The sequence below is a fragment of the Gemmatimonadaceae bacterium genome (genome assembly GCA_016720905.1).
GTDB lineage: Bacteria > Gemmatimonadota > Gemmatimonadetes > Gemmatimonadales > Gemmatimonadaceae > Gemmatimonas.
On record JADKJT010000009.1, the window covers coordinates 32,747 to 45,277 of the forward strand.

General features: G+C 64.5%; 16 protein-coding genes and 1 pseudogene. 6 read left to right on the forward strand and 11 right to left on the reverse strand.

The genetic code is table 11. The features are described 5' to 3' along the window. Positions 1-77 precede the first annotated feature (77 nt). Positions 78-1,790, forward strand: a complete 1,713-nt coding sequence (locus IPP90_09750) for a glycosyltransferase family 39 protein (GenBank protein MBL0170999.1) — start codon at positions 78-80, stop codon at positions 1,788-1,790. Between the two features lie 201 nt (positions 1,791-1,991). After that, on the forward strand, positions 1,992-2,222 hold the full coding sequence (locus tag IPP90_09755) for a hypothetical protein (protein MBL0171000.1): 231 nt from the start codon (positions 1,992-1,994) through the stop codon (positions 2,220-2,222). Here the strand turns inward: IPP90_09755 and IPP90_09760 are convergent. From IPP90_09760 to IPP90_09770, 3 genes and pseudogenes are all read right to left on the reverse strand, one after another. Beyond that, positions 2,173-2,502 carry a tyrosine-type recombinase/integrase gene (locus IPP90_09760; GenBank protein ID MBL0171001.1) on the reverse strand — a complete coding sequence of 110 codons (330 nt, stop codon included), beginning with the start codon at positions 2,500-2,502 and terminating at the stop codon, positions 2,173-2,175. The genes IPP90_09755 and IPP90_09760 overlap by 50 nt on opposite strands. A 59-nt stretch (positions 2,503-2,561) precedes the next feature. Then, positions 2,562-2,850, reverse strand: a pseudogene (locus IPP90_09765) (GrpB family protein). Between the two features lie 105 nt (positions 2,851-2,955). Next, positions 2,956-4,266, reverse strand: coding sequence for an amino acid permease (locus IPP90_09770; GenBank protein ID MBL0171002.1), 1,311 nt, complete (start codon positions 4,264-4,266; stop codon positions 2,956-2,958). A 75-nt stretch (positions 4,267-4,341) separates the two neighbouring features. Here IPP90_09770 and IPP90_09775 point away from each other — a divergent pair, with 75 nt between their 5' ends. Next, positions 4,342-5,124, forward strand: coding sequence for a N(G),N(G)-dimethylarginine dimethylaminohydrolase (locus IPP90_09775; protein MBL0171003.1), 783 nt, complete (start codon positions 4,342-4,344; stop codon positions 5,122-5,124). Positions 5,125-5,136: 12 nt separating this feature from the next. On the opposite strand, the gene ppk2 is transcribed toward IPP90_09775, so the two are convergent. Next, positions 5,137-5,964: a polyphosphate kinase 2 gene (ppk2, locus tag IPP90_09780; GenBank protein MBL0171004.1), complete on the reverse strand. Its 828-nt coding sequence runs from the start codon at positions 5,962-5,964 to the stop codon at positions 5,137-5,139. 168 nt (positions 5,965-6,132) lie between these two features. On the opposite strand from ppk2, the gene IPP90_09785 reads away from it, so the two are divergent. Together IPP90_09785 and IPP90_09790 are read left to right on the forward strand one after the other, a co-directional pair. Then, positions 6,133-6,984 (forward strand): hypothetical protein, encoded by an 852-nt coding sequence (locus IPP90_09785; GenBank protein MBL0171005.1) that lies wholly within the window; start codon positions 6,133-6,135, stop codon positions 6,982-6,984. Then, complete coding sequence (locus IPP90_09790; protein MBL0171006.1) at positions 6,948-7,148, forward strand: hypothetical protein; 201 nt, start codon at positions 6,948-6,950, stop codon at positions 7,146-7,148. Before IPP90_09785 ends, IPP90_09790 begins: the two co-directional genes overlap by 37 nt. 4 nt (positions 7,149-7,152) lie before the next feature. On the opposite strand, the gene IPP90_09795 is transcribed toward IPP90_09790, so the two are convergent. The 5 genes from IPP90_09795 to IPP90_09815 all read right to left on the reverse strand — a co-directional run bounded on the left by IPP90_09795 (position 7,153) and on the right by IPP90_09815 (position 10,333). Further along, on the reverse strand, positions 7,153-7,785 hold the full coding sequence (locus IPP90_09795; protein MBL0171007.1) for a hypothetical protein: 633 nt from the start codon (positions 7,783-7,785) through the stop codon (positions 7,153-7,155). After that, on the reverse strand, positions 7,751-7,957 hold the full coding sequence (locus IPP90_09800; protein ID MBL0171008.1) for a hypothetical protein: 207 nt from the start codon (positions 7,955-7,957) through the stop codon (positions 7,751-7,753). The genes IPP90_09795 and IPP90_09800 overlap by 35 nt, the downstream gene beginning before the upstream one ends. 97 nt (positions 7,958-8,054) lie before the next feature. Next, the gene (locus IPP90_09805; GenBank protein MBL0171009.1) at positions 8,055-8,321 is read right to left on the reverse strand and encodes an energy transducer TonB; all 267 of its coding nucleotides are present in this window, start codon (positions 8,319-8,321) and stop codon (positions 8,055-8,057) included. Positions 8,322-8,338: 17 nt separating this feature from the next. Further along, a complete protein-coding gene (locus tag IPP90_09810; GenBank protein ID MBL0171010.1) occupies positions 8,339-8,734 on the reverse strand; it encodes a hypothetical protein in 396 nt (131 codons plus the stop codon). Between the two features lie 57 nt (positions 8,735-8,791). Next, positions 8,792-10,333 (reverse strand): dienelactone hydrolase family protein, encoded by a 1,542-nt coding sequence (locus tag IPP90_09815; GenBank protein ID MBL0171011.1) that lies wholly within the window; start codon positions 10,331-10,333, stop codon positions 8,792-8,794. Between the two features lie 149 nt (positions 10,334-10,482). Here IPP90_09815 and IPP90_09820 point away from each other — a divergent pair, with 149 nt between their 5' ends. Continuing rightward, on the forward strand, positions 10,483-11,181 hold the full coding sequence (locus IPP90_09820) for a two pore domain potassium channel family protein (protein ID MBL0171012.1): 699 nt from the start codon (positions 10,483-10,485) through the stop codon (positions 11,179-11,181). 7 nt (positions 11,182-11,188) lie between these two features. Here the strand turns inward: IPP90_09820 and IPP90_09825 are convergent, their stop codons facing one another. After that, positions 11,189-11,977 (reverse strand): hypothetical protein, encoded by a 789-nt coding sequence (locus IPP90_09825; protein ID MBL0171013.1) that lies wholly within the window; start codon positions 11,975-11,977, stop codon positions 11,189-11,191. Continuing rightward, positions 11,977-12,525: a DUF4136 domain-containing protein gene (locus tag IPP90_09830; GenBank protein ID MBL0171014.1), complete on the reverse strand. Its 549-nt coding sequence runs from the start codon at positions 12,523-12,525 to the stop codon at positions 11,977-11,979. Before IPP90_09830 ends, IPP90_09825 begins: the two co-directional genes overlap by 1 nt. Between the last annotated feature and the right edge of the window lie 6 nt (positions 12,526-12,531).

A 12,531-nucleotide genomic window follows, 5' to 3' on the forward strand; every position in this document is an offset into this window, starting at 1 on the left:
CCAGCAGGATACCACGCCGCGGATCTCCTGCCGGGTCGCTGGTTGAGCGCGCCTTCCTTCTCGTGCATACTAAGCCAATGCCCATCCGGTCCGATTTGACACGAGGTACGCGCCCGCTGCTCTGGGCCGTACTCGGCGTCGGTGTCGTGTTTCGCCTCATCTCGTTTCTCGATCGACGGTCGCTCTGGTACGACGAGGCGATGCTCTCAGTCAACGTCCTCACGCGGTCGTGGTCGGGTCTTCTGCAGCCGCTTGACTACGAGCAGGCGGCGCCCGTGCCCTTCCTTTGGGCGCAGAAGGTGCTGGTGCAGATCGCCGGGGTGAATGAGTACTCGCTGCGATTTCTCTCCCTCGTCGCCGGCCTGCTCGTCGTCCTGATGGTCTGGAGGCTGACCCGCGAGGTCTTTGCCGAGACCGAGGCGCTGGTGGCCACAGCGCTCGTCAGCTTGTCGCCGATGCTCATCCGGTATTCGAATGAGGCCAAACCGTACGAAGTGGACGCGCTCGTGGCGGTCCTCCTCGTACTGGCCGCCATCTGGGTTGTGGAGGACCCGGCCCCCGTACGTCGTTGGATCGTGCTCACCTGTGCGGGCGTCGGGGGTCTGATTCTCTCGATTCCCGCGCTGTTCGTTGTTGCCGCGGTCGGCGCAGGACTGGTGTGTGCACCCAAGGTGCGTGCCGTCCCGGGATGGTTGGGCAGAATCACCGCGGTAGGCAGTGCGTGGGTGGCCACGTTCGCGCTCCAGTACGTCTTCATCTATCAGTACTCGGCCGCCAACCATCCGCTCATTTTGTATGCGTGGGAGTTCAACTTCCTGCGCCCGAACGCGCCGGATATTCTCGAGCGTCTGTCCTTCGCCGTGACCGCGACGATGTCCGGGTTTCTGCTGGGGACGCTGGACGAAGGACGATGGGGTCCGGTGATTATGGCCGGCGTGACCATACACACGCTCGCTGCGGTGGTGCTCTCTCTTCTTGGGTTGGTCACGATCGCCAGACAGCGCGGAGTCTGGCTGGTGGTGATGCTCGCAGGCGGAGTCGTGGCGGCCGCCGGAGCCTCTGCGGTCGAGAAGTATCCCATCTCGGTTCGGTTGATGTTGTTCGTCGCGCCGTTCGTACTCATGGCGCTCTCGCTGGGCATCGTGCAGGCCGCCGCATGGCTGTCGGCTCGGCATCGGCGAGCCGCCGTCGTTCTTTTGGCGGCTGCATTTGTCGGGCCGGCGTTCGCCCGCGGAGTCCTGACCTCTATTGCACCCATACGGCGGCAAGATGCCCGGGAGGTCGTCGAAGAACTTCAGCGGCGGCGCACCGGCCGGGACGCCGTCTACATCTATCCGCACGCCGTGCCGTCGTGGGCGTTCTATTCGCCGGACTGGTCAGCGCCAGAGTTCGGGCGTCTGCGGTGGCTCGCCGACATCGCACGTGCGGGTGGGCCGGCGTTCCCTGCAAACCCCAGCCGCGAGCGGGCCGTCGTAAATGAAGGCCAGAATCTGGTCTATTCGCACGGCGACTGGCTCGAGCTCATCGGTGTGCCAACCGGACGCGTGGAGCGCTGGGGATACGGCGGTGGCAAGGCGCCTGACGACGGCTGGGCGGAGAACGAAGCGACCCGCATGCGGAGCGCCGGGAACCGCGTCTGGCTGTTCTTCGTGCCCATCAATCCCGGAGATCGCGAGCCTAATCTCAGCCAGTTGCAGGCAGCCCTCGAACGCCGTCGCGGCGTGAAGAGGTTCGAGTTCCACCGCCGCGAAGCCGATCTGTATCTCTACGAGTTCCCGTCGGTTCCGTAGCGGCAGGAGGCTCGCGGTTCCCCGCCCATGAAATCGCCGGCGACCGTGATCGTGCCGCTGACGATGACCAAAATGCCAACTGCTACGATTCGGTACTTGCCGGAATAAAACAAATCAGAGGTTTTGCGTCGCGAAGCCGACGCCAAACCTCCGTTGAACTGAACCGCCGGCGCTGGTCTATGGAGTTTGCACCCAGCGATCATGCGCCGCCAGCTGGTGGGCGCCGGCGGCGCGACGTCGGGCTCGCCGGCATCGTGGCGCCGAAGCGCGCCACATACGCCGGCCGGAACTGCCGCACGACCGCCGCGACGGTCACGCCCGCGCCCGACGTGCGGCTACAGCGAGGCCATCAGCGCATTCGCCGTCCGCTGCAACACGTCGGTCACCTGCGGCGTGATGTGCGTGTACACCGCCGTGGTCGCGGGACTCTGATGCCCAACAACTCTTGAATCGCGCGCAGATGCACGCCGCAATCGAGCAGGTGCGTCGCGTACGAATGCCGGAGGGTATGGATGGAGGCATGCGTCTTCAGATCGCTCCCGCGCAGGACCGCGGCGAAGGTCTTCTCCAAGCTCGTCGGATGCAGTGGCCCCGTCGCTTCCCGAGTCGCAATGAGCCAAGGGCCGCGCGGGAGCCCAAAGCCGGGGCGCGGGGCCGCCGTCCGCCAATACGCGCGCAATAACTCAAGCGTGCGATTCGGCAATCGGCACATACCGATCACGGCCGCCCTTGCCGGCACGCACATGCACGATCATGCGGGCACTGTCGATGTCACTCGTCAACAGGCTGACGGTCTTGCCCTCCGTGTAGGCGCGCCCATCGCCGGCTGAATGCGCCGCCAGTCCAACCTTCAACGCTTCGTAGGCTTGAGCCAGCGGCGTGCGCCCGCAGGTAGTCCAGAAATCCAAGATGCCGATACGATGTCGGCCGAGCCAAGGGCAAGGGCGTGGAGGTGATGGGTGCGGATGCCCGCCGGAGAGCCCTCGCGAAAGTACCGACGACCTGGAATCCCAAACTCGCCCAGTGGCTGGTACCGCAGTGCCTCAAGACAACGCGATATCCGATCAAGCGTCTCCGAAGCCGGTCACGACCGCCAACGCAACGCGCACACCCGCGGCCTCATCGGTAAACTGCTTCGCCCACGTGACATCGCGCGGCGCCAGCACTACCGCGCCAACCGCCGCTTCCACACCAGATACGCCGGCGCTCCCAGCATCACCACGCCAATGCCAATGGCCGCTTGCCCAGGCTGCGAGATCACCGTGTTGCCGACAATCACCGCCGCCGCCAGCACGAACAGGGCCGGCGTGACCGGATAGCCCGGCACGCGAAACGGCCGCGCGGCATCCGGGCGCTTGATGCGCAGCGCAATCACCGCCGCGGCACCCAGCGCGTAGAAAATCCAGCCGATGAACACCACGTACGTCAGCAACTGCTGGAACGTCCCCGTCATGGCCAACACCGCCGCCCACGCACAACTCGTCACCACGGCCACCGCCGGCGTGCCGTACGTGGGATGAATCTCGGTGAGCTTCCGAAAGAACAATCCGTCACGGGCCATCGCGAAATACACGCGCGGCACCGTGATCACCGTGGCGTGCGCAGCGCTGTACATCGAAATGATGATGGCCAGTGCAATCGCTTTCCCCGCCGTCGGCCCAAGCACCTCGGCCACCGCCTCGCCGGCCACGCGATCGGACGCCGCCATGCGCGCCGTGCCGAGCGCGGCTACATACGCGAAGTTGGCAATGATATAGATGCCAATCAGAATCAGCGTGCCGATAATCAGCGCGCGCGGAATGGTGCGCTGCGGGTCCTTCGCTTCGCCCGCCACAAAGGTCACGTACTGCCACCCCTCGTATGCCCACAGCACCGAGATGATGGACAGCCCCACGCCCGACACCGACACGGTTGACACCGTGTGGGCCACGGCCGTCATGGTGGAGCCCTTGCCCATCATGAAGAGCAGGGCACTCATGGCCAGAATGGCCAGCACCTTGATACCAGTGGCCAGGTTCTGCACCGACGCGCTGCCTTTGGTGCCGCGCACGTTGATCACCGCCATGATCACGATCAGCGTCACCGCGACAATGCTCTTCTGCATGGGCGACATGGGCGTGAACTGCGTCATGTAATCGGCGGCGGCCACCGCCAACGTGGCAATCGTGCCGGCCCCAATCACAAAGAACAGGGTCCACCCGTACAGGAACGCCGGAAACGCGCCAAACCCGTCGCGAATGTACGCGTACAGGCCACCCGCCCCCGGGTCCATGCCTCCCAACTCCGCGTACGACAGCGCGCCCATCAAGCTCAGCACGCCGCCCACCAGCCACACCGCAATCGCGATGGGCATCGATTCGCCACTCTGCTTCAACACCGACGCGGGAACCAGGAAAATCCCGGAACCGATCACATTGCCAACCACCAGCAGCGTCAGGTCTCGGCTGCCCAGCGTGCGTTTCAGGGATTCAGTCATCCCCTAACATCCCGCACGAACGCGCAAAACGCCATATTGTCACTCACACCACGGTCCCCACCTACGCCCTCGGCCATGTTCAGTCGCTTCACGCAGGCCATCGTCCGCCCGCCCGCCCGCAACTTTGCCAGCGGACTCACCACCGTGGACATTGGAGTGCCCGACGTGGACCGCGCGCTGGCGCAGCATGCCGCCTATTGCTCGGCGCTCGAACGCAACGGCTGTGCGCTCATCACGCTGCCCGCCGACGATCGCTACCCCGATTCGACATTTGTCGAGGACACGGCACTCATCCTGCCGGGGAAGGGCGCCATGCTAACCCTGCCCGGCGCCGCCAGCCGAGCCGGTGAAGTGGACGCCATTCGTGACGCGGTGTGCCGGTTCTTCCCCAATGCGCCGCAGATTGTCGCGCCCGGCACGCTTGACGCTGGCGACGTGTGCGAAGCGGGCACGCATGTGTTCATCGGCATTTCGCACCGCACCAACGCCGAGGGCGCGCGTCAGCTCACCGCTTGGCTGGCCACCCATGGCGTGACCGCCAGCACCGTGGACATTCGCGACACGCCGGGCATCCTGCATTTCAAGAGCGGCGTGGTGGCCATTGAGGAAAACCGACTGGTTGCGATCGGGGCACTGGCCTCGCATCCGGAGTTTCGCGACTACGACGTGGTGCGCGTTCCCGCCGGCGAGGAGTACGCGGCCAATTGTGTGCGCGTCAATGACGTGGTGTTCGTGGCCGATGACTATCCGCACACCCACGCCATGCTGCGCACGCTGGGCTACACGCTCGAGATTCTGGACATGAGCGAGTACGCCAAGATGGACGGTGGGTTGAGCTGTCTTTCGTTGCGCTTCTAAGGCGATGGTGCGTTACAGCGCCAGATCGCGCACGTAGTTCTGATCGGTACGGGGAGGACGCACATAGCCGCCCTTCACCTTGCGTCGGCGCGGCACCTCCAGCGGCGGCGGAATCACGTCGGTGTAGGGCACCGACTGCAGGACGTGGTTGATGCAGTTCAGTCGCGCACGACGCTTGTCGTCGGCCTCCACCGTCCACCACGGCGCCTGCTTGATATCCGTGTGCAGGAACATCTCGTCCTTGGCCTTGGAGTAGTCCTCCCACCGGCTCATCGACTCGAGATCCATGGGACTCAGTTTCCACCGTCGCGCCGGATTGCCCGACCGCTCCTCGAACCGTCGATCCTGCTCCTCGTCGCTCACCGAGAACCAGAACTTGATGAGCGTGATCCCCGAGTGCACCAGCATGCGCTCGAACTCGGGACAGGCGCGCATGAACTCGGTGTACTGCTCGTCGGTGCAGAAGCCCATCACGCGTTCCACGCCGGCGCGGTTGTACCAGCTGCGATCGAACAACACGATCTCGCCGGCCGCCGGCAGGTGTGCCACGTAGCGCTGGAAGTACCACTGCGATTTCTCGCGCTCGGTAGGTGTGCCCAGCGCCACGATGCGACAGCCGCGCGGATTGAGCGGCTCGCTGATGCACTTGATGGCGCCACCCTTGCCGGCCGCGTCGCGCCCTTCAAACAGCAGCACCACCTTCTGGCCGGTCTCCTTGATCCAGTACTGCATCTTCACCAGTTCGAAGTGCAGTTCGGCCAGCTTCGCTTCGTAAATGCTGCGCTTGAGTTTATCGACGGCGACGGACATGGCGGGTTCTCGTGAAGGACGGTTATCCATTTGACGGAGATGCCGGGCCGCAGGCAACCAACGGTGCACGCCATGGTGCGCGGCAATTCCCCCGCTGTCTGTCCGGAATTCCCCTATGGCTCCCGCCAGACGAATGCGCCCGATTCATACATCGTTGTAAAACTGAGTAACTATACAATTGACCATACCGTCCTCATGATGCCATCCTCTGTCTGTCGGGCCGCGCTCGCGTTGGCGACGTCGGCCGTATTGCTGTCCCCGGCATCTCTCGCGGCGCAGGGTGCGCAGCGGGTGTACGTCGTGCTTGCTGACTCCGTTCCGATGACCGTCTCGGCGGCGTCGACGGCTATCGCTGAGTCCCTGAAGGGCCAGGGTTGGACCATCCTGGCCACGCATACGGTGGGGGTTGACGCCACACGCTGCAGCTATGCCGCGCGCGTCGTGGTGGCCCGGCAGGCGCCGCACACGGCTGCCGTCATGGCCAAGGGGGCGCTGGGCGCGTTCGCCGTGCCTGTGCGCATCGGCGTGTTCGAAGACGAACGCGGTGTGCACGTCTCGATGGTGAATCCGCTGTCGGTGGAACGGACCATGGTCGCCGAGTCAGGGCTCGAGGCGTCGGGGCGGGCGATGGTGGAGGAGGTGGCCGGACTGGTGGTTGCGGCCACGCGCGGTCGCAAGGCGAATCGCAGCTACGGACAATCGCGCGATCGCGGCCTGATTGGCAAGACGATGGGCGTGATGGCCGGTGGCCCGTTTGCCGGTCAACTCGAAACGATCACGTCAGTTGCCGGCAGCACGCCGGCCGACGTGCGCCGGCTGGCCGACGGCATCTGGCAGCGCCTGCAGCAGCCGCCCAAAGGGAAATGGCAATTGCACGGCATCTATCGCATTGATCTGGACGATCAGGGTGTGGTGATTCTCGGCGTGAGCGGCGCGGCGATGGAAACGAAGGCGTTTGCCATCGTGGGCGCCGGCGACGACGACACTCTCGAGCCGACTTCAAGTGCCCGGGCATGGCCTATGCCGCGGCGTTCCCGCTGGAGTTGGTGATTCACCGTGACGCAGGCCAGGTGAAAGCCGACGCCATTGGCGCCATGTTTCGCATGAAGATGTACTTCGAGGACGCGGGGCGCATGAAGTTTGCGCGCAATATGGGAATGCCGGGATCGATCGCCGACGAACTCAAGGACGTCGTGAACGCCCGTACGCCGTGACGCGCTAGCGGTCGGTCGTCAGCGGCACTCGGCGACCACCGCGATACGCCACCACGCCGTCGTCCACGTTGTACAACAGCAGCAGCGCGTTGGGGCGTCCGTAGCCCTTCATGAGATCCAGCATCATGGAGTCTTCGCCGCCCCACGGGAATCCGAATACGACGTCAAAGTCATCCAGCGCAAACCCCAGCTCGAGGTAACCGGACAGGCCGGTGCCCAGGGTCTCGATGGTGCCGTCGGACGGTTTGGGCTGCCACCGGTATCCCGTGGGCAGGAAGCTGCCGATTACGAATCGCGCGCGGGAATCAAATTGTTCGGCCAGTTTGCGCGCGCGCCGCGCCAGCCCCGAGTCGAGTTCAATGCCATAGGCCTCGTATCCCAGCAGGTCGGCCATGATGGTGATGACGCCCGTGGCCGAGCCCAACTCGAGAAAACGGAGCGACGGACCGCGCTGGGCGAGCAACACTGCCAGCACGGCGTCATAGTCGGCCGCGACAAACGAGTGGAATTCCCGGTCGCGGACGTCGGAGTCGAACCGTTCCCAGAGGGCCCATCCTTCTTCGATGAGGGCCTCCAGGCGGCTCGTCAGTGCCCCATCAACGTCAGGGCTGATCGCCCGTGATCTCCGCGGATTCACCCTCAACCGGATCACCCTCAACCGCGGGGCCGTCGAGCGGCTCAATCAGATCGTCGGCCACGGGTCCGGCCAGGCGACGCAGGCGGCGCTCTTCAAGCTTCTTGTCCTTGGCCGCCTTGCGATCAAGTTCCTTGCGACGCTTGTCAAAATCGTAGTTGGGTTTGCGGGCCAAGTCGGGAGCCTCTGGGTGGCGTGTCTGAACTCGCGTCGCCGACCCCATTCGGCTGCTTTCGCGTCTTCAGGCAAACTAACCGAACGCCCGGGCGATTTCACCGCACCAGCTCCGCCTTATTGGCGGATAACCAGACTTCCGCCGGCTTTCCGTCCAGCAGGGCCGGGGAAAAACGCTGGGCACGCATACTCGCCTGAATGGACCGGTCGACCTCGTCATACCCCGAGCCCGACCCCAGGTCGACGTCCACGACCCGCCCGGCCATGTCGATGTGCAGTCGCGGTGTAACGCGCGTGGGGGTCGAGCGTGGCGGTCCGCCCGCAGAGGAACTGACCACCACTCGACCGATGATGGTTCCTGACATCATTGCTCCGCCGTCGCTCACTGGTCGGCACAGGATCGATGGTTCCACCGTCGCGGCGGCCGTCGCACCGTATTTGACGCGCACGCGAAATCTCGGCGGCGTGCCCTGGACGCCGGACGCATCGCGGCCAATACGAACTCGACTACGCTATCCTGCCTCGGCGTCGGGTTCGGCAGGTCCACCAGATACCCGCCGGGGGGCTGAGACGGCGTAACGCTGACGACCACTTCTCCTGACGCCGCCGAATCCAGCGCCTGCACTCGAGCGAGCAGGCTGAGCGAGTCCACCAACTGGCCCACACTCGGCATGCGCTTGGGCGGCGACAGCGGTTGACACGGTTCGTCGACCGATGCGGGCCGCCAGCTCCCACTCGAGAGCACGAAGGCGATCACAACAGAGAAGACAAGTGACATTGCACGGCTCGGGAAGAGTGAATCAACGCATCGCGAATTGTACGAGCTATTGGGACACTACGGAGCGCCCTTCTTACGCGCATTGAAGAATTGCACCATGCCCGCCAGGTTGGGCTCCACCACATTCGTGTGATTGCCGCCAGGCACCTCGATGTAGCTGTAATCCACATTGAGCGCTTTCATCGCGTCCACCATGGTGCGCGAACCGCGGACATTCACGGTGGGGTCGTTGTCGCCATGCACCACGAAAGCCGGAATGCGCTTCATGCGCTCCATGGTGGTGGCGGCACCCTGTCCGGAAAACGCGCCAATGGCCGCCCAGACGTCCGGATACTTGGCGGCCACTTTCCAGGTGCCGATGGCGCCCAACGAGTGACCCATCAGGTAGATGCGATTCGCATCGATGTTGTAGAGTTTGCGCACTTCGGCCAGTACCTGCATCACATCCATCTCGCTCAACTCCGCGCTGCGCCTGGCCACCGGGTCAACGGGTGGCGTGGCCACGCCCCATCCGTAGCCGCCATCCACCCGATAGCCCAGCGGTGCCACCATGATGTAGCCCTGCTGTTCGGACAACTCCGGCAACTTCCGGCCGTACGCGTCGAAGAAGGAATCCTCTGTCTGTCCCAACCCATGCAGGGCGACAATCAGCGGCATCGATTTCGCCGGCGAGTATGCCGTGGGCACATACAGCCGGTAGGGCATCACCTCGTTCGCGGCCGCGAGCAAGTAATGTCGTTTCATGTCGCCGGTGCGTTTCGCAAAGGGGTCTTTGCCCTTCTGCACCACGGACACCAGCGAATCGGTGGCGGAAAAATCCCGGTCAAAATCCCACGACCGCAGCTCCAGCAGTCCGCGATTCACATGGCGCATGCGGTCCACCGGAAACAGGATTTCCGCGCGCAACGATTCCGGCGCGCGGCTCGCGGCACTCTCCAACCGACTCACCGTTTCGTCGATCCCCTTGTGCACCACGATGCCCAGTGTCGCGCTGCCCAGCGCCCGCGCGGAGTCTGCGATCTCCACCACCACGGTGTACCGCCCGTCGGCCACATCGCGCAGGTCGAACTCCATCGCCAAGGGCGACTCACGGAGGTCGCGACTCACGCCATCATAGCGACCCAGCTCCTTCACCAGCACTGCGGGCTGGGTGGGTGGGCTGTTGGCGGGTCTCGCCGTGAGCGTCGCGTGGGCCGACAAGGCGCGTGTCAGGTCGATGGCCGGGGCAAACAGTTGCTCCAGGCGCACCGTGTACGGTTTCCGTGACTCCACCACCACCCGATCGGAGCGCAACAGCAGCGAGGCGTTGAAGTCGGCCGCATCGGTCCACGGTCGGTTGGACAGCAGCGCGTTGCCCTTGGCCAACAGCCGACGCACTTCGCCGGTACGCCCATTCCGACTGGCCACCTGCAGGTCGCGATCCACCGAGTCGATGCGCGCCTTCATGTCACCGGTGGGATTGATGGTGACCTTGCGCGTGCTGTACGTCACGTAGAGCGAGGTGACGCTGGTGAGCGCCTGCGCGTGGGCCACCGATTGCGCCTGGAGGGCCACCAGTACCACGACGACGGCGCGGGCGAGTTGGCGGGAAGAATTCATGGCTTTGGACGGTCGGGGAAGGTGCTCCGCGAGGCTGGGCGTTGGCCGTCGAATCTGCGGGCGGTGCACCGTCCGCGGAAGGCACCACGGGCAATGGACAGGCGCATCCGGCTCGTCGATACTTCACGCATCAAGGGCCATGACCGTCATTGGAGGTTGCCATTCCGCGTCAGCGTTTGCTGGGACAGAAGCTTCGCGAGTACTCGATCATCACGTGGTTCTTCGAGCGCGTGTTCTGGTTGCTGCATCAACTCTCGCCAAGCCGACTGGTGCGGCGCAGTCGGGTGGCGCACGTCAGCTCGATGGCGTTCCGCGACGATCCACACGGGTCCACGGTGCGGCGTTCCCGTCGCGTGGAGGGCTACATCATCGCGTGGTTCGTGGTGGAGCTGGGACTGCTGGGCGCGGCGGCCATCGAGTTGGGTTGGCCGCTGTGGATTCCGCGGACCCTGGCCATCGTGCGCATCCTCGACATCTTCCAGTCGTCGGTGAACATGAGCGTGTTCGACCAGTTGCGCACGGAAGAACGCCTGGTGATCTCCTCGGCCGTGCGTACGCTGGTGTTGAGTTTCCTCAACTATGTCGAGCTGTTCGTGTGTTTCGGCATCCTGTACACGACGTATGCCGATTCGTTGGTGGGATCGGCCGGATGGCTGGACGATCTGTATTTCAGCGCCGTCACGCAGCTCACCATCGGCTACGGCGACATCCGGCCGGTAGGATGGGCGCGGTTTGTGAGCGTGGTGCAGGGGCTTATTTCCATCGCCTTCACGGTGCTGATGCTGGGCCGGATTGTGTCGGTGCTGCCGAAAATCGAAAGCGTGATGAAGCACTCGGGCGAGGAGTGAGCGGACATCACCGTGCGATGGTGACCCGCCGTCGCACAATTCCAAACGTGGCAGATCCTGGCGATGCCGCGATCACCTCGAGCATGTACACCCCCGGTTCGACGGGCGCGAGTTCACCTGTATACACGCTCTGCTCACCGCCATACGAAAGCGTTGCCTCGCGCACCACGACATTGTCGCGCACCAAGCGGGCCGTGAGGTCTCGCACCTCCCACATGCCGCCAGGCTGCGTCGGGCAGGAGCAGAGCATTCGGACGCGGGCCCGAACCTTGAGTGACGCGGATGCCGGAAGTGCCTGTGTGGTGTCGGGGCCCATCAGGTCAATAATGAACCCGTGCAACTCCAGCACGATGCCGTCACCGCCCACGTCGCGCCCGGGAAGCAGCAATAGTTGCTTGCTGGCGCGGGTGAGCTGGTCCGGATAGCCCAGCGGCCCCTCGGCCGAAATGTCCACCATCGTGGGAACGCTGATGGACACGGACGCCTCGTAACGCGCGCCATCGGCGGCGGTGAAGATGGTGTCACCGCGTTTGCGCGGATCCTGCATGATACGCCGGGTATCGCCGGTGCCGCCCTCGTGTCGCCCTTCCGCCAGAATGCGGTCAGTGCTGGCGTCACGGATGACCACCCGTACGCCACCGACGGCCGAGCCGATCAGTTTGGCATCGTGCGTCACGACATGCGTCACGATGCGAGTGGCACGGGGGGTGAGGGCGGTGTCGGGCCGCGCGCCGGAGGACGACGCGCAGGCCGTGAGCACGGCGAGCGCGATGACGGCGGTGGCAATCTTCGGCATCACGGATTCCGCGGAAAGTTCTTGATCATTCGGCGCATGGATTCGCTGATGCGCTTCTCCATCTCGCGCGGCCGATCCATCAACCCGCCCACATCAGTCTGCGCCCACCCACGCCACAGAATCTTCTTCGATTTCGCCTCGGCGACATCAACGATGATGGTGCCTTCCTCGAACTCCACCACCGTACTGGGCTGGCCGTAGTCCGGTGTGGTGTAGCCGCGCCCCTCGTCGCGCTTGATCACGTCCACGCGCTGCTGCACGCTGGCGTGGTAGTGAATGAGCAGGTCGGGCGACTCGGTCACGAGGCGAAGCCCCTTGGCCGCGAGTTCCAGTTCCACGGCGCCACGCACGCGGGAGTCGAAGAACGGATTGTTATCCAGACGCGGATCGCCCACGGGCAGCGCGTCGCGACCTTCCCAGCCGAATGTTCGGTACTGGTCAAAGCGGACGCCCGCTTCATGGTCGGCGCCGACGCTGACGGTGGCGCAGGCGCTGGCAACGACAAACGGAGCAGCGGCAAGCAGCCGCACGAACAGGCGATGGGTCATGGTATT

What these genes read in the sequence shown, in the direction of transcription:
- IPP90_09750 (MBL0170999.1), top strand. Translation starts at nt 78, where the DNA reads ATGCCCATCCGGTCCGATTTGACACGAGGTACGCGCCCGCTGCTCTGG.
- IPP90_09755 (MBL0171000.1), top strand. Translation starts at nt 1,992, where the DNA reads ATGCGCCGCCAGCTGGTGGGCGCCGGCGGCGCGACGTCGGGCTCGCCG.
- IPP90_09760 (MBL0171001.1), bottom strand. Translation starts at nt 2,502, where the DNA reads ATGTGCCGATTGCCGAATCGCACGCTTGAGTTATTGCGCGCGTATTGG.
- IPP90_09770 (MBL0171002.1), bottom strand. Translation starts at nt 4,266, where the DNA reads ATGACTGAATCCCTGAAACGCACGCTGGGCAGCCGAGACCTGACGCTG.
- IPP90_09775 (MBL0171003.1), top strand. Translation starts at nt 4,342, where the DNA reads ATGTTCAGTCGCTTCACGCAGGCCATCGTCCGCCCGCCCGCCCGCAAC.
- ppk2 (MBL0171004.1), bottom strand. Translation starts at nt 5,964, where the DNA reads ATGGATAACCGTCCTTCACGAGAACCCGCCATGTCCGTCGCCGTCGAT.
- IPP90_09785 (MBL0171005.1), top strand. Translation starts at nt 6,133, where the DNA reads ATGCCATCCTCTGTCTGTCGGGCCGCGCTCGCGTTGGCGACGTCGGCC.
- IPP90_09790 (MBL0171006.1), top strand. Translation starts at nt 6,948, where the DNA reads ATGGCCTATGCCGCGGCGTTCCCGCTGGAGTTGGTGATTCACCGTGAC.
- IPP90_09805 (MBL0171009.1), bottom strand. Translation starts at nt 8,321, where the DNA reads ATGTCAGGAACCATCATCGGTCGAGTGGTGGTCAGTTCCTCTGCGGGC.
- IPP90_09810 (MBL0171010.1), bottom strand. Translation starts at nt 8,734, where the DNA reads ATGTCACTTGTCTTCTCTGTTGTGATCGCCTTCGTGCTCTCGAGTGGG.
- IPP90_09815 (MBL0171011.1), bottom strand. Translation starts at nt 10,333, where the DNA reads ATGAATTCTTCCCGCCAACTCGCCCGCGCCGTCGTCGTGGTACTGGTG.
- IPP90_09825 (MBL0171013.1), bottom strand. Translation starts at nt 11,977, where the DNA reads ATGCCGAAGATTGCCACCGCCGTCATCGCGCTCGCCGTGCTCACGGCC.
- IPP90_09830 (MBL0171014.1), bottom strand. Translation starts at nt 12,525, where the DNA reads ATGACCCATCGCCTGTTCGTGCGGCTGCTTGCCGCTGCTCCGTTTGTC.